Origin of the sequence: Candidatus Brocadia sp., from assembly GCA_021646415.1 — a bacterium.
Classification (GTDB): Bacteria; Planctomycetota; Brocadiia; order Brocadiales; family Brocadiaceae; genus Brocadia.
This window is the reverse complement of sequence record SOEU01000023.1, coordinates 1-21,373: the sequence shown is the minus strand read 5'-3', so window position 1 is coordinate 21,373 and position 21,373 is coordinate 1. Positions and strand designations below refer to the sequence as shown.

The following is a 21,373-nucleotide window of genomic DNA, read 5'->3' as shown; positions in this document are numbered from 1 at the left end:
AGAAATATAGAATGTTAAGCTATAAGAAAATAATTCTCTCATTATTTTTTACGAGGATAATAATCCTTCTTCTTTTGGCGTCTTTTTTTTGTTTCGAATTCTACGTTTTGCTCGTCCACCATTTTGAAGGCAAGAGAGATTTAAATCACTTATCCGGCAATTTTCCACAGAACAGAGAAAAATTGTGCCAGGAGGAACAGAGGGACGAATTCAGTTTTGCAATTGTGGGAGACACTAAAGGCACCGGGACATTTGAAAAGATTGCTAAAGAATTGCGCAATGAGCCATTGTCTTTCATCGTTTTTTTGGGTGATTTTGTTCATAAAGGCACCGAAGGTGAGCACAACTATTTTCAAGCTGAGTATATAAGCGAATTTTCTTTTCCTTTCCCATCGTTTTTTGTCGTAGGAAATCACGACGTTGACAGCAAAAATTTCCCAATATCGAGATTCGAAGAAGTCTACGGTCCCAGTATTTTCTCATTTGAATATCAGGGGTGTCTCTTTGTTGTTCTCCGCATCCTGAACAACCCTTACCCGAATAAGGAAACTCTTCGGTTTTTAGAAAAGTTAATTTCAGAAAAGGCTTCATCCCATTACAGGAAGACATTTGTTTTTATGCATATCCCGCCTCCAATATCATCAGACTTCGATGCCAGATCGTTTGAAGGTTCTGAAGAGCTTGTTTCTCTCATTGAAAAACTGAATGCGGACTACGTAATAGCAGGTGATTACCATGGATATGCAAGAATTACCAGGAAAGACACCGTATACTTAGTGACCGGAGGAGGGGGAGCGCATCTTGAAGAAAAGAAATTCGGCTGTTTCCATCATGCATTGGTCTTAGGAGTGACAAAAGACAGTGTTTCTGAAAAGATACTCGTTGTTAACAGAGACGAAGACCTCCAGGACAGGATTGAAAGATTTGCATTAGCAGGCATGTATCCCTGGTTAATGAACAATTTGTTTGCTGCCTCCTTTTTAAACATTATTTTACTGACAATCTCAATAGCATTGCTTAAACATATCTGTCAACGTTTTAAACGTATTTTTGTATAGGTTTCATTATCTGATTGCAGCTCCGCTGCAGGAATATTGTATCAACCATGACAACGAACCATATCGGACCTGATGCCATTCTTCAGAAGAAGCTGGAATATCTTATTCCATGCGTTTACCATTTTTATAAAAAGCCGATGCAGATCGTCAGGGGGGAGATGCAGTATCTGTTTGACCATACGGGCAAGCAGTATCTTGATTTTTATGGTGGAGTGTCTGTGATGAACGCAGGACACTGTAACCCCGAGGTTGTGGAAAAGATCTGTGAACAGATCAGAACGCTTCAGCATACCACCGCCATTTATCTCACCCAGCCCATGGTCGACCTTGCAGAAAAATTGGCGCAGATTACCCCTGGTTCATTGAAACGCTCTTTTTTTTGCGCCAGCGGGTCAGAGGCCAATGATGGGGCAGCACTTCTTGCCCAGTTATATACAAAAAAAAATAAATTTGTCGCCACCCGGCAGGGATTGCATGGCCGTACAAAGCTCACCATGAATCTTACAGGACTTCCGATGTGGAGAACCGATCCCAATCCTCTTGGTGATATTGTTCATATTCCAGGGGCATATTGCTACCGATGTGCTTATGGACTTATGTATCCGCGCTGTGATTTACAATGCGCAAGGTATCTTGAGGACGTTGTTAAAAGTGGCGATTTTGCAGCCTTTATTATTGAGCCTATTCAGGGCAACGGTGGCATTATTACACCCCCGCCGGAGTATTTTACGATAATTCGGAAAATTCTCGACAAGTACAATGTACTCTTAATAGCAGACGAAGTGCAGACAGGATTTGGCCGAACGGGAGAGATGTTTGCTATTGAACATTGGAATGTTGTGCCTGACATTATGACTATGGCCAAGGCCCTGGCCAATGGTACTCCCATCGGTGCCTTTATAACGAATGATAAAATTGCTTCATCTTACACACGTCCCGGCGCTTCCACGACTGGCGGCAATCCCGTATCAGCTACGGCTGCGTTGGCGACGATTGACGTTATTGAAAGATATCAACTCGTGCAAAGGGCAAAAGAACTTGGAAACTATTTTAAAGGCAAACTGATTGAACTGCAACAAAGGCACAAACTTATGGGGGAGGTGCGCGGAAAAGGACTAATGCTGGGTGTTGAACTGGTCAAAGAAAATAAGATTCCTGCAACCGAAGAAATAGACAATATCCTCGAAGATTTAAAAGATCGTGGCATTTTAGCAGGGAAGACGGGCGTATCACGGAACGTGCTTACTTTCCAGCCTCCTTTGGTGATCACGCATGATGATATAGACCGCGTGGTAGAAGCTTTGGACGAGATACTGTGATAGATGAAATATTCTAAAATAATAACTATCGAGACTGAGAATAAAGTTGGAAGAACAGCAAGTTGCAATAGATTGAACTTTCTCACTTACCTCCTTAACTTCTTTTGTTAACGCAGGAAGGATTTTCGAATGAAAGACTATGCAAAAGGCAAAAGCCCAGAGATGCTCGAACCTTTTTTTCCAAATGAACTATTCAGGCATATCATAGTTTCGTGTTTTCTTGTTATAATCGAATTGGTTGCTGCCGCCTTTTTCCCATTGCCTAAATTAGTTAATAAACCTGATCACATACCCTGGCCGTTGTTGCCGGTTTATAACCTAAAACAACTCATCCAGAACGAGGCTCTTTTTATTTCTATCCTGGTTTTATGTGCCTTACTATTTGTTTCCTGGCCATTCCTGATACGTGAAAGGAGATATAGTGTATCATTTTTCAATAGTACGGAAGGTACAAATAGCAGTTATGCCCGGTATGCCAAAGAGCGCCGCAATCTGTGGCAAAGGCCCATCCCATTTATGATCGTTATTACTACTATTGTTTTCGTGATTACGTTATGTTTTTTAAACCAGTAACACTGCACAGAAGATTTCTGCCCATTTTCATTTTAATTTTCAGTTTCCTTCCGGTTAGTTGCGTCATCTATCCTGAGCTGGTGGAAAAAGGGTCAAAATCTCCCAGGTCCGAACGGTGCGGAGATTGTCATAGAGATATTTATACCGAGTGGAAGGACTCACCCCATGCCAGCAGTTTCACCAATAGTGCATTTAGGGAAGAGACCAATGAATATCAGTTTACCTTTTGTATAGGATGTCACGCCCCTGAAACCATTTTTACGAATGAAAAGATTGTACCACGTGGTGTGAACCGGGAGGAGGGCGTAAATTGCAACAGTTGCCACCTGAATGACTGCAAATTAAGTGGTCCTGCACCTGCACACGGACCACACCCCATTGCAGAAAAGAACCCATTTTTCAGGACAAGTGAGTTCTGTGGTAAATGTCATATAGGTACGTTTAAGACATGGCAGGAATCAGGTACTGCAGAGGGTAGGAAGACCTGTCAGGACTGCCATATGCCTGCAATAAAGCGAAAACTTATTCAGGATGACCCATGGCAGAAAATATATCCTAAAAGAGAGGGGAAACAGCATCTTTTCGCATCTCTGGCTATATCTCATGGAAATGAGAACCTGTTAAAATTATCCTTCATACAAGTAACCTGTTCGGAAGGAAAGATTGAAGGTGTGTTGGAATTAGAAAATACAGACATTCCTCACAGCGTACCCACAGGGGATTATGGATACAGGGAGGTTATTGTAACGACCGAACTGCTGGATAAAACAGGCCGTATTATAGATTTAAAAAAAGAAAGCCTGTTCGTTGAATTGAAAACGGCTTTACCGTACAAGGGGAAAAAATGCATTCCTTTTTGCTTTGGTTGGAGTGAGAATTCGTCTATAATTAAGGCCACTGTGATCCGAACATCCTTTCAGAAAGACCGAAATATTTTATTGTCAGAAACGATCCATAAACTTTAAATAATTTGCTGGAGTCTAAGAAGTTAAACAAAAGGATTGCCACGAGAAGGGATTTGAGAGAATATAGGATGAACAGATGCGTTCTGTAACAACACAGGTGATTGTTGAGGAGCTTGCTGACAAAGCAAAAAGGCAGCACAATGTTAACACAAACCAGGTCGTTCATGCGGCGGAAGTAAACTATAATCTTATCAGGGAAGATGGCAGCTACGGTGTCCATAAATATTAAATACGTGAAATATCTTTTCGAAACGGAGTTTCTTAGCTATTGCGTTCCCAAACAGAGTTTGGGAACGAGCGGAAAATTTCTCAACATACATTTAAGCTGGAAGAAATTGGTAAATCAACCGTCTCGGTTAACCAAATCAAAAGCAAACAAACTGATACCGGACAAGCGAGACGCTTGTCCTACCAACACCAATTCAAATACCGCTTAAATAAAATAAAAATTCTTATACAATTAAATTAATCTCCCTTTAGGGAAGGGGGACTAAGGGGGATTTAGAGGGATTAATTCCCTTATTATTTCCGCTGATACTATTTACTATGCTCAAGATATATTTGCGATTGATTTTTTCTATTTTCATTGTTTTATTGCAACCATTAGCCCGGGGAGACGATACTTATGCAATAAAACCAGATACATCCTCGTTTTCTACCGGTTCCTGCACTGACAGGTGTCATGTGAATTACATGGTCTATCACACGGTATATCAGGGGAAGGTATTCCAACATAAGACGCATTCCCCCAATCAGGGATTGGAGTGCAGTCAGTGCCACAATAATGATGCCGTTCATACAAAAACACACGGTGGTCTTATTATACAGAATAAGGACTGCTGGGTCTGCCATCATAAAAGAGACAACAAAACAATTTCAAATCCTTTCTTCATGCAGGATAAGGAAAATGCATCTCATTTCCCGATTAGCAAACCTTTTATAAACAAGGCTTTAGTGGAATCCAAGGGAGATGAGGGGTTTTTGGGTAAAACGGATTGTTTACATTGCCATGCCGATGTAAAGGATTACATAAATGGAGACATTCAAATCATCGGAATAAAGATACCGGATTGGATGTCTCAGGCAGTTTCCTGTACAGATTGTCACAAGTTGGAATCAGGCGGATATTCATTTAAACCTGTTCGGGAATATTGTATAGAATGCCATAATCAGGATTACGGATTATTGTATGATGCATGGAAAGAAGTGCTCGATAGCAAAATCAAACAATTCTGTGGAAATGATAACACTACGCGAGATTCTTTAAGGCTGATTCAATCGTATGGTATACACAATTTCCGATTATCACAAATACTCTTAAATCATGATTGAGGAATGCGTACATTTTTTTTCAGGTAAACTGAAGTTAGAAGGAGTCCTGTCATATAACGAAGATATGCAGTCATCCCCTGCGATCCTCTTATGTGCACCGCATCCCAATCTGGGTGGGGACATGGACAACAATATTATTGCGAGCATTGCGCGGATATCGGCCAACATGGGATTTGCGTCCCTTCGTTTTAACTATCGGGGAGTGGGAAATAGTGAGTGTCATGTAAAGGATATAGCCCAGAAGTTCCAGTACTGGGATATATCCTTGAATGGCGGAGACTATACTGATGCCGTTGCGGATACCCATGCGGCACTTAATTTTTTGGTTTCACAAATTGGCGTAACGCATGGAATTTTTATAGCGGGATATTCATTCGGCGCTGTCGCCGGCATGAGGGTAGGTGTAGAAAGTAAAAACGTGAGGGCATTCGCCTCCATATCGACGCCTTTTGGCCGATACACCCTGAATTTTTTACAGGGATGCAAAAAGAATAAATTATTTATTTATAGCCGGAATGACTTTGCAGCAACAGTGGAGGATACAATAAGAGGTTTTGAAGTTCTATCACCGCCCAAGATCCTGGAATTAATAGAAGATAGTGACCATTTTTACAGGGGACGGGAAGACTGTGTCTCACAAAAGGTCTGTGTCTTTTTTCAAATGTCAAATTAAAGAAACTGGAATAAGTTACAAGGAATTTCCTCTTTTTCAATTTTTATGTAACAACATGATGTAAGACAAGCATGGCCCCACCATTGCTATAATCCGTTCAACGTCAAACCATTCCCATTCATTTCATTCACCCCACATCCCACAAATCACCTGCATACATCCGAAATACATGGTAGGCGACGCCTACCCTACCTGTTCCCTTTCCCACACAAAGGGACGTTGAATATATGGGAATAACAGGCGATGAGCGTCTATACCTTCAAGAAGACTGAAAAGTGAGCGAGGTGTGTAACTCATGGACGTTTAACTCCGAGAGAGCGGCATAACGTTGCGATAACCGGCACTTGACGGCGGCGGGTCGAAGTGGTAGCGAAGGCGCAACGCGGTCAAGCGTCCGTGTTGGTCGCACTGTTAGCGCCTTCGAGAGTTCTGACATACCCAGCGACCAACGATGTTTAGTTTCCACAATGGGTGAAATCGAGCGCGACACAAGGCTCGTTGCCAATTACCCATGCATCGTGCCCAGGACCCACTTCGAATGCCTCTCCGGGGCCGACTTCGCGTTCGATTCCATTAGCGTCCTGAATCAACATACGACCGGAAAGAACGTACCCAACATGATTTTCTGAGGGGCGAGCAGTTTGCATCCCGGCGTGCAGTGACCATCTCCAGCCTGCTTGGTAGGTGCCAATACCTATTATTGCGGAATGAAGTCTCGTTTCGGATCGTGTACTTCCATCAAGAAATACTTTCAAGTCCTCGCTGTTCGCTACGTTTTCGGCAACTACTTCCAATCTGATGGTCTTTCCAATTTCCGGCATTGTGGCCCTCACCAGTGCGGCTGCTAACATTGATTATACAGTCTATATAAAACGGCAAACACAGACTGTTTCAATATATAAGAAGTTGTCGTGCCTTCTTATAACGCATTGTAACTTGTTTTTTATAAAGCTTTTGTGTATGTTTCTCTAATCGCCTGTTCCGGTTTATACAGACTGCATAAACCGACCTTCAACCTGTCGACGGGACTTCGGACACCATGACCGCCTTTGTTCAAGACATGGGTGTAGATCATCGTTGTGCTGACATCTTTGTGGCCAAGAATCTCGTTGCAGGAAAAGTCAATGTCCTGAACCCGCAAGCGCGGACATTCCATCAGGCGCAGCCCAGCGCCATACATAAGTGAGGACATCAACCAAGAGATTCACGAAGACAGTCCAGTAGTTTCGGCTTATGACCCAACTTAGAGACGTCTGCTGGATGCTCGTCTGCATTGCCAGAATTTTTTATTATGGAGCAAGCTTGTTGCACAGGATTCTCTCCTTTGCTAACAAAGTCAAAAATTGATTGTACCTTTTGTGGCATTGCCTTGTAAAACTTTTTTGGGCAAATTTATAACCTAAATATTAGCATTATGCCTTGCCTAGGGTCTTTTTGCCGGGCTTCCATTCAACCGGACAAAGCTCCCCTGTCTGTAATGCTTTTAATACCCTGAGAATTTCTTCGACACTTCGGCCAACACCCAAATCATGGACTAATTGATACTTGAGTTTTCCTTCCGGATCAATGATGAATGTGCCTCTTAAGGCAATACCCTTCTCTTCGATGAGCACACCATACTTTCTCGAAACTTCTTTTGTCATGTCACTGAGCCAGGGAAAATTAATCTTTCCAAGTTCCTTTAACCATGCCTTGTGAGAAAATACACTGTCAACACTTACCCCGATTACTTGCGCATTCAATGTTTTAAACTCACTGTCTCGCTTGGAAAATTCGGTGATTTCTGTAGGGCAGATAAATGTGAAATCCAGCGGATAGAAAAAAAGGACTACCCACTTGCCCTTATAATCATCTAAGTTTACATCCTGAAATTTTTCATCTACAAGACCTTGCAAGGTAAAATCAGGTGCATTTTGCCCTACTTTTACACTCATGCCGTACTCCTTTCTTTTAATATGTAATGATTGTTAAATAAATATTAATCCTCATTATAAAAACAAGCAAATTATTGTCAAGATATTTTTGTTTGCTTTTCTGTTTATTTTTTTATAACAAAGAAGGTTAACGCCATTACCTGAAAGACTAAAGCAAGTAATAGGTACGCATGGACATCACTATTGCGATTGAGGTAAGCAAAAATGAGCGAGCCGAAAACAAAACATTGAATAACAGCAGCCAAAATAGTTAACCATGAAGCAGGTTCATAGGTTAAAGTACGGTTTATGTTTTTTACTTCGTTTAACAAAGCCTCCAGGACAAAATCTTTTTCTTCGTATCCCTTTTCTTTTCTGGTTTTCAGGGTTAAACATTCTCTGCAAAAAAGCTTTCCGTCTTCCTGATATATCGCGCGTCCAGAGTCTATATCATTCTTCGATAGACTTCTTTTGCAATTAGCACAGAGTTTGATTTCTAACATAATTATTTAATATTTTATAAATCTCTTTCTGCTAAATTGTCACACCACGAGCAACGCATATTTTTATTTGAGTCCGTATCGGTCCAGCTTCCGGTAAAGGGTACGTTCACCAATACCAAGCAACTTTGCCGCTTCCTCTCTATTCCCTCCGACTGTCGTCAAGGTGTTTTTGATAAGCTCCCTTTCGGCCTCTTCCACAGTCATTCCCGCCACTAAAGTTGGGGAATGAGATACTTCATTACTTCGCTGAAGTATGTGGTCAGGTATGTCTTCAACGCCCAAAATATCTTTCGTGCTTACAACTACCATACTTTCGATACAATTTTTTAGTTCCCGTACATTTCCTGGCCAGGAATATTTATACAAAATTTTTCTTGCCTCGGGTGAGAGGTACAAGATTTTTTTATTGTGCATCTGTGAATAATCCCGGAGAAATGCATCAATGAGCAAGGCAGTATCCTCAAGCCTTTCCCGAAGGGGTGGTAATTTGATGGAAACGACATTCAGTCTGAAGTACAGGTCTTCCCTGAATTTTCCTTCTTTTATAAGTTTTTCCAGGTCTTGATTCGTAGCAGCAATCAAACGGACATCAACCTCGATCGATTCGTTGCTACCAATCCGGGTAATCACACCGTCTTCGATTACACGTAACAATTTAACCTGTGTAGAGAGTGGCATATCGCCAATTTCATCTAAAAATAACGTGCTGTGATGAGCACATTCGAATTTTCCTTTCCGTTGGTACAGGGCTCCTGTAAAAGCGCCTTTTTCGTGTCCGAAGAGTTCACTTTCAAGAAGATTTTCCGGAATGGCGGCAGAATTTAAAACAACCATTGGATGATTCTTCCGGGGACTGTTGTTGTGAATGGTCTTCGCAATAAGTTCTTTACCGGTACCGCTTTCGCCGGTTATCAGGACAGTAGCAGTGGTACCGGAGATTTGTTTGACGATGTTTAATACCTTTTGCATCTTTGGGCTATTGCCAATAATGCCAGAGAGTCCGAACCTCTCGTCAAGTTGTTTATGAAGTTCCCTGTTGCTTCTTACAAGCCCTTGTTTCTCAACGAGTTTACCCACTTCTGCACGCAAATGGTTAATATTAATAGGTTTCAAAAGGTACGTGGCAGCTCCCTTCTGCATGGCATCTACCGCCGTTTCAACCGTACCATACCCTGTGATTAAAATGACCTCGGCTTCAGGCAATCTTTCCTTTGTTGTTTTGAGTATTTGCAGTCCATCGATGTCATGCATAATTAAATCAGTTACAACAATATCCACCGCGCCTGTTTCTATGGTCTTTAATCCCTCTTTTCCACTGGTAGCAACGAGACATTTATATCCCACCTTCTGCAATGTCTCTGCTGTTGCGATTGCATGTTCTTCCTTATCGTCAATAACCAGAATAACGGTATGGTTTGTCATCTCTTAATAAATATTTAAATTTATAGGCAACTTTATAGAGAAATTGGTTCCTTTACCCTCTTCGCTCTGAACGGAAATAATCCCTTTATGTTCTTCGACAATACGTTTTGTTGTCGGAAGTCCAAGACCGGTACCCGTCTTTTTGGTAGAAAAATAGACCTGAAATATCTTATCGATAATATCTTTTGGAATACCAACCCCCGTGTCTGTTATATCTATTTGTATATATTTTTTATTTCTGGATGTGCGAATCATGAGTTCCCCGCCATTTTCTATAGCCTGCTCTGCATTGATGATGACGTTCAAAATCGCCTGTTTTATGAGGTTGCTGTCTATACGACAGGAAGGGAGATGGGCATCGTAACTTTTTAGTATTACAATATTCTTCTGTTTTATTTCTGGGGTAACAAAATCAACCACCTCGTCTATAACCTCGTTGACATCGCGATCTTCCAGTTCCAGCTTTTGCCCCCTGGCAAATCTGAGAAAATCATTTAATATCTCCTCCAGCCGTTGTACTTCTTTCTGCAAGGCCTCTATCTTTACGTGCACCTTTTTGCTGTTTTTTCCTTTCATACTTTGAACATCTTCCATCAGGAGTTGGAGATTGATATTGAGTGTACTTAACGGATTTTTAATTTCATGGGCAAGTCCTCCTGCCAGTGTCCCCACAAAAGCTAACCTTTCGGAGAGCATCGCTCTTTTCTCTAATTCTCTTGTCTTATCTATAGCCCTTCGTAGAGAGAAAAAAGCCATTGGAATAAGAACGATAACAGCTGTTATCGCACCAACCAAATACTGATTCACAATCCTCGTAACCAAAAAAATAAGCCAGGAAGACGGTTTAGTTCACTTTCTTCCTGGCTCAATGATGTTTTTATATATGTTTTAGGAATTAACGCGGGTTACTTTCTGAGCTTGCAAGCCTTTTGCCCCTTCAACGATATCAAACTCCACCTTTTCTCCATCTTCCAGTGTTTTAAATCCTTCACTTGTGATATTTGAATAGTGAACAAAAACATCCCCTCCACCTTCTTGTTCAATAAAACCAAACCCTTTTTTCGCGTCAAACCATTTAACTTTACCTATTGCCATATATATTGCTCTCCTATGTGAATAAATACAACTTAAAACAGTTAAAACATGAACATTCAAACTTGTTTTTTATCCTTTATGCCTTCTTTATCCTCCCTAAAAGAACCGAAAGATAAGTGACAAAAGTTTTATAATTTTTCCCTTCAACTCCTCCTTTTCGTAAATATTTTCAAATAACATTCCACTTAACTAAAAAGGCTTTTGGTAGTTCTGTAAAGTTTCAGCCCTTTACACACTTGAAGGTTGGGGTTGTCCTTTTTCTTTAAGGGCGGCTTTTCTGCTCAATTTAACCCTTTTTTGATCATCTATTCCAATTACTTTTATCATAATCTCCTGGCCTACCTGTACGACATCTTCCACCTTTTCAACATAGCCATCAGATAATTCAGAAATATGTACCAAGCCATCGTGCCCGGGAATAATTTCCACAAAAGCGCCATACTCTTTTAGAGAAAGAACTTTTCCCTTGTAGATTTTACCTACCAAGACTTCTTCAGTCATACGCTCAATCCATTCTTTAGCCTTCTGCGATGATTCGGCAAGTATAGAAGAAATAATAACAGTACCATCGTCCTGGATCTCTATCTTTGCACCAGTCTCTTCCTGTATTTTTTTAATATTTTTACCACCGGGACCAATGACCATGCCAATCTTTTCAGGATTAATCTTTATATGAACTAATTTCGGCGCGTATACAGAAATTTCCGTCTTTGGTTTTTCAATAACTTTTGCTAGTTCCTGGAGTATATGAAGCCTTCCTTCTTTGGCTTGCGCCAGAGCATCTCGCATAATTTTTTCTGTAATCCCGGCAATTTTGATGTCCATTTGCAGTGCGGTAACACCCTTTGATGTCCCAGCAACTTTAAAATCCATATCCCCCAGGTGGTCTTCTGTCCCTAAGATATCCGATAGGATGCACACATTTTCCCCTTCTTTCACTAAACCCATAGCAATTCCAGCAACTGGCGCAGTGATAGGAATACCTGCATCCATCATAGAAAGGGTTCCACCGCAAACTGTGGCCATAGAGGATGACCCGTTAGATTCCGTAATATCAGAGACCACCCGAATGGTATAGGGAAACTTATCTGGGGGGGGGACTACTGCCTCCAATGCTCGTTCTGCCAAAGCCCCATGTCCGATCTCCCTTCTGCCTGGTCCACGTAATGGTTTCACCTCACCAACGCAAAAAGGCGGAAAATTATAGTCCAGCATAAATTTCTTTGAATATTCTTCCTCAAGGGTGTCTACTTTTTGTTCATCCATAGTAGTACCCAGAGTTGTTACCACAATAGCCTGCGTTTCACCTCTGGTAAATAAAGCTGAACCATGGGTTCTTGGCAGCATTCCTACTTCGCAGGAAATAGCTCTGATATCTTTTAACCCCCGTCCATCTGGCCTCCTGCCCTCTTGTACTATTTGATCACGAACTGCAATTGTTTCAATCCTTTCAAAGATCGTCTTGATCGTTTTTTTCGCAGGAGCTCCTTCTTTCTCCGTACAAAATTCATTGATAATCTGATTGAGTATTTCGTTTAAGGCCTGTTTTCTTGCTTCTTTTCCTGGCGTTTGATTCTTTTCTAATATCTGTGAGTAGTATTTCTCTTTAATTTCTTCCAGAAGAACCCTATCTAATTTTACAGGGGGAATTGGCTGTTTTTCTTTTCCGCATTTGGCCAAAAGTTCCTTTTGAAGTTGTACGATTTCTTTGATAAAGGCGTGCCCAAACATGATGGCATCCACCATCCGATCCTCCGGGACATCCTTGCTGGATGACTCAACCATCGTAACGGCTTCTTCTGTTCCTGAAACAACAAGGTCTATAGTACTCATAGCAAGTTCAGAATGGGTGGGGTTGATAACAAATTCTCCATCGATTTGGCCAACCCTTACAGAACCAGTAGGCCCACAGAAAGGAATGCTTGACACAGATAAAGCCGCAGACGCGCCTATCATGGCAAAAATATCGGGATCATTTTCTTTATCTGCCGAAAGAACCATTGACATGACCTGAACTTCGCGAAGATATGTTTCTGGGAAGAGGGGTCTGATAGGACGATCTATTAACCGCATGGTTAATATTTCCTTTAAGGTGGGTCTACCTTCTCTCTTAAAGAAACCACCGGGGAATTTACCGGCTGCATACGTCTTTTCTCTATAATCGACCGTAAGAGGGAAAAAATCAGCTTCTTCATTTTCTTCTGGAGCAGATACTGCCGTAGCCAGCACCATTGTATCTCCATACCGAACTAACGCTGCACCATCGGCCTGTTTTGCAACTTTACCCGTTTCAATACTGAGTATTCTTTTGCCGATCAATCTTTCTACTTTACAATATGCCATTTAACACCTCATGCTCGTTTGTTTCTCATATCTTGTTTTTGACCAGCAATAGATATGATCTTTTTGAAATTTTTATACATTTTCAATAGGTCTATAGGTTCCTCCTAAAATTTTGTTTTATTTCCTTATACCAAGCTTACTGATGAGCTTCTTATACCTTTCGTTATCGTTGTTTGATAAATATTTCAGTAGTGCAGATCTATGTCCAACCATTTGAAACAATCCCCTGCGGGAAGTATGGTCTTTTTTATGTTCCTTTAAGTGGTCACTTAAATGATTGATTCGCTCTGTAAGCAACGCTACCTGTACCTCCGGAGAACCTGTATCATTTTCGTGAACCCTGATATCTTGAATAATCTTTTGTTTTACTTCTTTACTTATCATTACACCAATTCCTTACAAAAAATGGGCCATTCAAAAACACCGATTAAAAACACGTATACAACTATCTTTAAATATAGTTAATGTTCTTATTTTTCTATTAGCTAACAAATATAGCAAAGCTTCACTATTTTTTGCAACAAAAAAATTTATCAAACCATTCTATAACCTTATAACCAGGCAATCTATTTAAATTTCTCTTCGCCATACTCCCCCTTCTGGCCCGAAGTTACTTATTATAATGAACACTATCTTATTCGCAGAGTTCGTTATAGTTTTTCTGCTATAAGTTTAAGCAGTGTTTCTGCATCGTCCTTGCCTGGAGAAAGGAATGTCATGCCAAGAATATTTGTTTTTTGCACACATGATGTATAGCGTAACGCTTTGTCCTGAAAGGTATGAATCATTCCTTCCGACAATTCCTTTTCACCCCACGACCTCCATAGTTTCACCACATCGTCAAAGGCACGCCTTGCTGTATCTCCGTCAGGATATCGTATAAGCATGAGCTTCAGGGGATCTGTGTTGGCATTGGGTTTATATTCTGCCATAACAGCATCAGTTTTTTCACTTAAATAAAACACATTTTCCTCAATAAAATTGTCAGAAATATATATATTATCAAGGATAATTTTTTTATGGAAGAATCTTGGACTTTCCTGAAGAAGATATTGACCAGGAAGATAATTCATTATCGTGGGCAAAGCTACCTTTTTATAAGGCATTAAATCAACTATGGATTTGCCGATAAAAATAACTTCCTCAGGTAAAACATCTCCCTCCCTCGGCTCAATCTTTATAAAGAACACCCCGCTCCAGAGATAGAGGCAGTTCTGAAATAGAGCGCTTCCATCACCCAACTTTATATCAGCACCTGCCCTGTCTTTCGTGAAAACCCCAAACGCATCGTCTGATGAATCAAACTCCCAGATATCGACAAGCACCTTCTTATCTGCTTCTTTTAGATATTCGGCATTCGAGACGCGGATAAAAGAATATGACAGATAAGGCTCCGCACCTCCATTAATGTATTCATAAAGTTTATCCTTTCCTTCATAAACGTTTGGCCCAAATACCCTTTTCCACCCTCCAATAACTACGGGAAGAAAATTATTAATAATCAAAATTTCCTTTAGACTTCTTATTTTCGTTTGAGGTTGTATTCCTTCTACAACAATTGCCGAAGTTCCCAGGACAGGACAGACCTTTTCACAAAAGCCACAACCTGTGCAAACATCCTCCCGTACAAAAGGCCTGCGGATCTCCCGTTGTTGCGCATCCACATAGGTGTTAAAATGAATGGCCTTTGTGGGTACAGGACACACCTCCTCACATACACCACAATTGAAATCCTGCCATCTTTTTTCTAATTCTGGTAGCCGTGCGTAACCCACCCATGGAATACACCGGTTATGATCTATCCGTGCCTTACCCAACGCGATTTCTCGTTTTTCCTCTAAGTCTAAACGTCTGATTGCGCCTGACGGGCAAACACGCGTACAGAGCACACAACCATAATCGCAGTAGCCAATCCTGGGGATGAGTTTGGGTGTCCAGAGACCTTCAACACCAGCCTCCGACAATGCAGGATGCAGTCCGTTGGTCTTACAGACCTTCATGCACTCTCCACACCGTACACAGAGTGCAAGAAACTCCTCTTCGTCCACAGCACCTGGTGGACGAATAAGAGAGACCTTCCCCTTGTTAACCCTCTTTGTATAGTTTAATTTTAATAAAGGTGCCATCACAGCGCCGGTTAAACCAGTCACGAGAAATGACCTCTTGGAGAGGTTTACAGCATATCTTTGTTCAGCAGGTTGTTTCAAGCGAAAGGTAATGCTGTTCTCCGGGCATACCTTCTGGCAGGTCATACACAAGATACATTCACCTTCCTTCGTTCCATGTCCATCACTGCTGATTGCACCCATCCCGCACTTCTCAACGCACAGACCACAGCTTGTGCAAGAGGATGAAACGTTCCTTTTGAATAATGACCAGTCGGAAAAGAGCGCAAGAATGGCCCCCATAGGGCAAATGTTCCTGCACCAGTAGCGCCGGAATATCACGCCAAAAAAGATTAATACAATAAATACGGAGAGGAGGATTCCATGTGCCCTGAAGAAGGGCGCATGATGGGCAAAAAGTACGTCCTGGATAAATTTATGGATGAAGGTGAAAAGATACCCGGCAAGAGGAATAGCGCTAAAATAGCCAAAAAGACCGTCGATAAGATCTATAATATAGGGATGGATACTTATTGCGTATACACTGGTAGCAATGGATAGAGGATCAAACCATCCGGCATACTGCCGGGTAAACAAGAGACTTATCAAAAGGAATGCAAGGAGATAATACTTAAACTTACGCCCGTCATAAATATGCTTCTGAGATTTCCTCCTGAGACCGGCAAGGCAGCGATCGGTAATATCGATTGTTGTTCCCAATGGACAAATCCATGCACAAAAGAAACGCCCAAAGGGAATTGTTAGCAATAGCACGACCATGGCAGGCCAATACTTCAAAATAAATGCCTTTGCGGCCATCATAGCCCCGATGGCAGAAAGGGGACTCATCCGGAGAAATATATTGGCCGAAAGGTCTCTTTCGGTAAGGGGATCTAAAAAGAGGAGTAAATAAAGAAAGATAGAAAAGGAGAGGAATTGAATAACCCTGCGTGCATAGTATGGCCATTCATGTTTGTTCTGTTTGCTTTGCATAAAATATCGAATGAAATCAGATATGAGATATTAATATAAATTACATGAAAATTTGGAACAATTTCATTCCTTTAAAACAAATCAATTCTTGTAAATATTATAGTAACAATCCATCCTTTTATCCATATTTATTCAGTAAACCTGCCTATAAGAAAAATCCTGCGTGGAATGAGAGAGTTGGGAATTTATGTGTTCCTTAAATGACCTTTAACTACCGGTTCGAAATAACTATCTCATTACAGTCTATCGGTGCTTGTAGATTGATATAAAACATCCTCAACAGCAACATCAAAAACCTGACCAGAAAGCCCCCGTTATGTTTGTGCAGATTCACGAAAACCCCATCAAATGCACGGGTAAAGGGATACGGTAATGCCGACACGCCACAAGAATAATTGGCCATAAACCAGTTTTAATGGCCGACAGTGTTTCAAAGTGTGGTGAGTGTTCACATTCGACAAAGGCCTGGCTTTTGAACTCATCCATACAGCGGTCTATACATGCATGGGACAATGTGGCGCCATGTGCATTATTATTGGTATAGAAGGACTCTTCAGAACTATCATCAGGATACCAAAACTGAAAGTTGCAATGGCTTAGGTGTTTTTCTTTAATGGACTGAACTTGTTTATAAAGTTCATTATCACCCAGCAGTGCTGCATATAAGGCAATCATCGGGAACAGGATGCTCCCACCGGTCACTTCCTGATGATAATTTTCACTATTTTGTTGTGGGTGTTCGAGTAACTCAGCATAGCTCCGTAAATTGCAGGGATATTGGCTATTTATTTGGTGAGAGAAGGTTGCTCGCTCAACGAGTTCAGAAAGCCATTTTCTAATGTAGTCATGGTTATTCTTGTCGATAATTAGCAGTAACACACAAATTGATATGTCTATGGCCTGGTCATCTTTTATTGGTGAGAATAAAGTTGGATTATTCGTAATTAGTTGTTTAACCGCACATGAAAAGGAGTGTACCTCGTTCCATATTTTTCCAAGAGTTTCAGTCTCTTTGATATCAATTTGCTGCGTTTTCCAATAAGCCCAAATGCCGCCTATGGCTAATCGACCTAATACATCAAATAACTTCAGATTAACGTCTAAATTACACGGGGCTTGAACTGCAGCCGATAAAGCATGTCGTTTATGGGTATGCGGCAGAATTTTCTTGCCAAGGTACTCGTAGCTAATTTGCCAATAGATGGATAATATAGAAAAGAATGCTGATCGGACTGACTTTGCAGTTTTAGTAGTTTTAGCAATGTATTTTCTTGTAATTTCCCAGGCATGCAGTAATGTAAGTTCGCTGGAGAGATAGGCCGATTCCAAGTTACCAGCATCACGAGCCCAGGCAAACAGTATCCAGAGACAAATATTTATTTGACGGATTGCTGTGATCTGGTCTTTGTCCTTTGTGCTTTCCGAAATTTCTGAACTGGAAAGTGATCTGATTAAGGCAGAAAAGTGCTGATAGGATGTTTCAGGTTCATCCAGTAACGCGAGCGACTTGCGCAGTTGCGAGCGGGCGTTTTGTGGCAATAAGTCTTCACGTAAAAAGTTTGATAAAATAAGTGAGGCAAGTTTGTCTCCGTTCCATTCTTCAAACGTCAGATTTTCCCGGTTGATCTGTTTTATATATCCTTCGACGAGAGGCCTTACCTCCTCTTGAATATCTCCACCAAAGCAGAGGCAAACTACAATATCTTTATCCCTGTGTTCATTTGGCAGTCGGTTAGGAGTATAAGCATCCAATATCTCATTGAGAGATGGACGAAGGGATTGAACCGCATCTCCATCCCAAGAGCTACGAGTTAAATCCCCTGGTTTGATTGAGAACAAGTAAACCTTTTCTGTTCCGCCATCAAGGCTGCCCACAGCAGCTACGTCAACTCCGTCTTGTCGGGTTCCTCTTCTGGGACGAGAATAGACATTAAGCCCTAGCTGGCTCAACAAGTCTGGAAGTACCGCGTCCAGTTCATCACGCTCTTTGAGTGAGGCCAAGTATTGTCTGATAATAAGCTTCATGCCTTTATCTTCTCCGCTCGAAAAAGCCTCAGCATATAATCTAAGTCGAAAGGATCAATAATTTCGTATCGTGGAAATTTCATTTCAGTACCGTGGCTATGCAATGGAATTTCTACTCTGTTGGATTTACCATCAGTACCGTAAATGTAATTGATCGACTTTCTGCCGTAAAGCAATACAGACTTTGAAGTCACTGACAATAAAACAGATTTTTTCTTCGCCTCCTTAAATGACTCTGACATAAGCCGAGAAAAGTGCCGTCTGTGTACATCTCGCTGTGCTTGCGAGGGATGTAACTCCGGAATTACTCCGGTTGATTTCAAATCATCCATATATTCATTAAAAATCTTAAGCGCCTTTTCAATTGTTATTTTGGTTTTCCCTGATTCACTTTCCGCTTGTTGGATTAGGAAATTTCTTATCTTGCCAGGGAAATTGAGGAGCAGGGGGTCAAACAAAAGAGTGCCAAGCTGCTGCAGTATTTCTGCATCGTTGGTAAGATGAATCAAAGAAATGATGATACTTGCAACACTTACTGGCTTTAAGAATAAATAGCCGAGGCTTTTCTTGCAAGGAAAACAATATGCACTAGGTCTATAGGAACCAGTTCAGACGGATCTATCTTCAATAGCATAATTTGGTTATGGGCATTATTAACTACTTCCTGTATACCTTCGCAAAGTACCCTATCACCCCGCAGAAACCACCTCGTCAGTAATTTGTTAAGTATATTGTTGTTCTTGCAAAGCTCTCGAATAACGCTATCGAATATACCCATTGGTATGTCATTGGGGTTGGCTATTAGCACGGCTTCTAAAAACTCAATACCTTTGGTCGGATCTTCTCGTTTAATTAATTTTTTTAAGCCATAGTCAATGTTATCCAGTGTGCCTTTGTCCTGAGGTCTAACACGCCGTAGATGATCAAGGAGAACATCCAGCAAGGCCTGGGGGAGTTCATTAAAATCAAAGCCGAATAATTCTGCCGCCGCGCGCAGAACGTAGTCGCCTTCTTGTAACAAAGCACGGTTGATAAGATTAATGATACGCTCTTCTTGTGACTTGTCGTGTTTATATAAACTGAACGCAGATTTTATGAGATTACCCAAAAGGTGATCGTCTGTCTCTTTTGTCCCAGACAATTCTAAACAGGTAAGTGCAAGTTCACATAAATTGGTGCCCTGTGGATATTGAATTCTTCCTAAAGAAAAGATAGCCCTTTTGCGAATCTCGATATTCTTATGCCCTGTAAGTCTAATGGCCTCATTGAGATAGTATTTAGTGTCAATGCGAGCCCCGGCAACAATAGTAGGTGTTAGTAAATGAGCAAATTGATCAATGGATGCTTCGATCTGATTTAGAGACTCTTTTGGGCGAGATGGCGCAGTTGCACAAAAGTCAATAAAAGGGCCGAAGGGTGTATCCGCAGCCATCTTTTGGCCTGCCTCCTTCACTAAATGAAGAACACAGTCCATAACCGGTCGCACAGGAGAATTGAGGTGTAGAAGAGCTTTTTCGAGAATGCTGCAGGTCATAAAAAAGTCATACGCAGCGTCTGACTTATTCCGCAAGGCTTTAAAAGCTGCAACGACATCAAGCAGCTCATCATTATGCATTCTTACCAGTTCATCTGCTAGATCATTACCACTTTCATGTTCGCTTAATGATTTTTCATAAACGACTTGAAGAAAATTGCCCTCTTGGAAGGCAACAATAAGGTCGTTTCTCAGAGTATTCATTTTAATTGCCTTCTTGAGTAGGATAAAACTTTCATCATGATTCAATACGACGATTGAACTCACAGATACTGCGGCAGTATCACCGCATCTTGTGGAGTGATTAGTCATATGTTATTTTGTTATTGTTTCTACTATGGATATGTCTTTTTTTATCCATTCATTTACTATTGTTGTAACCTCGACGCCTTTTTTTTTTGAGAATTTTCTTAACACTTCCATCATGTCAGGCTCGATGTAAATAGGTAAATACAATTCTGCATCTTGACGATAAAACTTACCTCGCTCACCTTTGGAAAAATCGTATTCCTTTTTCATTTATTTTCCTCCTGATATTGTTTTGATTCTTTTCTGGTTGCCTTGCGGGCAGAAATAATTCTAATTTTGCAACAGTCGGCATCCAACTGCTGGAAAGTATGTACTACAACCAACAAAATACCATTCCTGTCAATTCCAATTGTAGCCCATCGGTCTTCATATTCGCTATGCTCACTGTCGAAGACGGTTATCATTCTTGGATCAAGAAAAATAGCAGATGCCTGCTCAAAGCCGATCCTATGCTTTCTTAAGTTTATTTTTGCCTTATTAGGGTCCCAGTCGAAATAATAACGCACTTACTACTCCTATGTGCATGTATATTATACGGCAAATCCTGAAAATTAACGGTAATGTAACAGAAATGAGAGGTATAATCAAGGGCATAACAGAAGCATCTCAGTAGGGAATTTGGACAAATTCCAGAACAATTCCGGAAGACACCAGATTTCGTATGATATTGTAAGTGAAATAAGAGGACGGAGAAAACAGTAATTCTTTGAATGTATTTTTAAATTTATTTGTTCTTTAAATGACTTTTAATTACCGGTTCGAAAAATCATCTCATTACAGGCTATCGGTGTTGGCAGATTGATATAAAACATCCTCAACCGCAAGATTAAAAACCTCAAGACCCTATTAAGAGAGGTTAAAAAAAGGGCTCGGTAGAGGTTCTATTTACTGAGAAATATTTAAGAAACATAATTTTCTTGATTTCTTTAGTTATAGCAGTTATATAAACGCTTTGAGTATTTCCACCATCATACCCCTCGGAAATAGTGAATAAATTAAATATAACCTAAATCCTGCAAACAAGGCGAAGCCTTGTTGCAGGATTAGGCCAGAAATGGTAGAATCTCCAAGGGATTTCAAGGTGTTTTGAGAATAAAAACACCTAAAAGGAGGTTCACCTTTTCAATGAAGAATATAGCACAAAACGAGGAAAGAAAACAACCGAAAATCAAGACGGAGATGAATGGGAAGGGACTAACGGTACATGCAGG

At 40.9% G+C, this 21,373-nt stretch carries 20 protein-coding genes and 1 pseudogene; 6 read left to right on the top strand and 15 right to left on the bottom strand.

The genetic code is table 11. From position 1 onward, the window contains the following. Positions 1–11 precede the first annotated feature (11 nt). From E3K36_14835 to E3K36_14810, 6 genes are all read left to right on the top strand, one after another. Positions 12–1,058 (top strand): metallophosphoesterase, encoded by a 1,047-nt coding sequence (locus E3K36_14835; GenBank protein ID MCF6156477.1) that lies wholly within the window; start codon positions 12–14, stop codon positions 1,056–1,058. Between the two features lie 47 nt (positions 1,059–1,105). Continuing rightward, positions 1,106–2,377 (top strand): aspartate aminotransferase family protein, encoded by a 1,272-nt coding sequence (locus E3K36_14830; GenBank protein ID MCF6156476.1) that lies wholly within the window; start codon positions 1,106–1,108, stop codon positions 2,375–2,377. A gap of 129 nt (positions 2,378–2,506) precedes the next feature. Beyond that, the gene (locus tag E3K36_14825; protein MCF6156475.1) at positions 2,507–2,950 is read left to right on the top strand and encodes a hypothetical protein; all 444 of its coding nucleotides are present in this window, start codon (positions 2,507–2,509) and stop codon (positions 2,948–2,950) included. Beyond that, the gene (locus tag E3K36_14820; GenBank protein MCF6156474.1) at positions 2,932–3,915 is read left to right on the top strand and encodes a hypothetical protein; all 984 of its coding nucleotides are present in this window, start codon (positions 2,932–2,934) and stop codon (positions 3,913–3,915) included. Before E3K36_14825 ends, E3K36_14820 begins: the two co-directional genes overlap by 19 nt. A 546-nt stretch (positions 3,916–4,461) precedes the next feature. Beyond that, positions 4,462–5,247 (top strand): hypothetical protein, encoded by a 786-nt coding sequence (locus tag E3K36_14815; protein ID MCF6156473.1) that lies wholly within the window; start codon positions 4,462–4,464, stop codon positions 5,245–5,247. Continuing rightward, positions 5,240–5,920 carry a hypothetical protein gene (locus E3K36_14810; protein MCF6156472.1) on the top strand — a complete coding sequence of 227 codons (681 nt, stop codon included), beginning with the start codon at positions 5,240–5,242 and terminating at the stop codon, positions 5,918–5,920. The genes E3K36_14815 and E3K36_14810 overlap by 8 nt, the downstream gene beginning before the upstream one ends. A gap of 455 nt (positions 5,921–6,375) precedes the next feature. On the opposite strand, the gene E3K36_14805 is transcribed toward E3K36_14810, so the two are convergent. From E3K36_14805 to E3K36_14735, 15 genes and pseudogenes are all read right to left on the bottom strand, one after another. Continuing rightward, the gene (locus E3K36_14805) at positions 6,376–6,720 is read right to left on the bottom strand and encodes a cupin (GenBank protein MCF6156471.1); all 345 of its coding nucleotides are present in this window, start codon (positions 6,718–6,720) and stop codon (positions 6,376–6,378) included. Between the two features lie 302 nt (positions 6,721–7,022). Further along, positions 7,023–7,124: pseudogene (locus E3K36_14800) on the bottom strand (integron integrase). Between the two features lie 208 nt (positions 7,125–7,332). Further along, a complete protein-coding gene (locus E3K36_14795; protein ID MCF6156470.1) occupies positions 7,333–7,854 on the bottom strand; it encodes a peroxiredoxin in 522 nt (173 codons plus the stop codon). 104 nt (positions 7,855–7,958) lie between these two features. After that, positions 7,959–8,336: a hypothetical protein gene (locus E3K36_14790; protein ID MCF6156469.1), complete on the bottom strand. Its 378-nt coding sequence runs from the start codon at positions 8,334–8,336 to the stop codon at positions 7,959–7,961. A 63-nt stretch (positions 8,337–8,399) separates the two neighbouring features. Then, positions 8,400–9,758 carry a sigma-54-dependent Fis family transcriptional regulator gene (locus E3K36_14785; protein MCF6156468.1) on the bottom strand — a complete coding sequence of 453 codons (1,359 nt, stop codon included), beginning with the start codon at positions 9,756–9,758 and terminating at the stop codon, positions 8,400–8,402. A 3-nt stretch (positions 9,759–9,761) separates the two neighbouring features. Beyond that, positions 9,762–10,565 (bottom strand): two-component sensor histidine kinase, encoded by an 804-nt coding sequence (locus tag E3K36_14780; protein ID MCF6156467.1) that lies wholly within the window; start codon positions 10,563–10,565, stop codon positions 9,762–9,764. A gap of 81 nt (positions 10,566–10,646) precedes the next feature. After that, positions 10,647–10,853 (bottom strand): cold shock domain-containing protein, encoded by a 207-nt coding sequence (locus E3K36_14775; GenBank protein MCF6156466.1) that lies wholly within the window; start codon positions 10,851–10,853, stop codon positions 10,647–10,649. Positions 10,854–11,081: 228 nt separating this feature from the next. Next, on the bottom strand, positions 11,082–13,196 hold the full coding sequence (gene pnp / locus E3K36_14770; protein ID MCF6156465.1) for a polyribonucleotide nucleotidyltransferase: 2,115 nt from the start codon (positions 13,194–13,196) through the stop codon (positions 11,082–11,084). 117 nt (positions 13,197–13,313) lie between these two features. Then, positions 13,314–13,580, bottom strand: a complete 267-nt coding sequence (gene rpsO / locus E3K36_14765; protein ID MCF6156464.1) for a 30S ribosomal protein S15 — start codon at positions 13,578–13,580, stop codon at positions 13,314–13,316. Between the two features lie 266 nt (positions 13,581–13,846). Continuing rightward, entirely contained in the window at positions 13,847–16,294 is a 2,448-nt protein-coding gene (locus E3K36_14760) for a 4Fe-4S dicluster domain-containing protein (protein ID MCF6156463.1), read from the bottom strand. Positions 16,295–16,624: 330 nt separating this feature from the next. After that, entirely contained in the window at positions 16,625–18,319 is a 1,695-nt protein-coding gene (locus E3K36_14755; GenBank protein MCF6156462.1) for a hypothetical protein, read from the bottom strand. After that, positions 18,316–18,828 carry a hypothetical protein gene (locus E3K36_14750; GenBank protein ID MCF6156461.1) on the bottom strand — a complete coding sequence of 171 codons (513 nt, stop codon included), beginning with the start codon at positions 18,826–18,828 and terminating at the stop codon, positions 18,316–18,318. The genes E3K36_14755 and E3K36_14750 overlap by 4 nt, the downstream gene beginning before the upstream one ends. A 32-nt stretch (positions 18,829–18,860) precedes the next feature. Continuing rightward, a complete protein-coding gene (locus tag E3K36_14745) occupies positions 18,861–20,057 on the bottom strand; it encodes a hypothetical protein (GenBank protein MCF6156460.1) in 1,197 nt (398 codons plus the stop codon). Between the two features lie 111 nt (positions 20,058–20,168). Then, a complete protein-coding gene (locus tag E3K36_14740; protein MCF6156459.1) occupies positions 20,169–20,372 on the bottom strand; it encodes a hypothetical protein in 204 nt (67 codons plus the stop codon). Continuing rightward, the gene (locus E3K36_14735; GenBank protein MCF6156458.1) at positions 20,369–20,668 is read right to left on the bottom strand and encodes a BrnT family toxin; all 300 of its coding nucleotides are present in this window, start codon (positions 20,666–20,668) and stop codon (positions 20,369–20,371) included. The genes E3K36_14740 and E3K36_14735 overlap by 4 nt, the downstream gene beginning before the upstream one ends. Positions 20,669–21,373 lie beyond the last annotated feature (705 nt).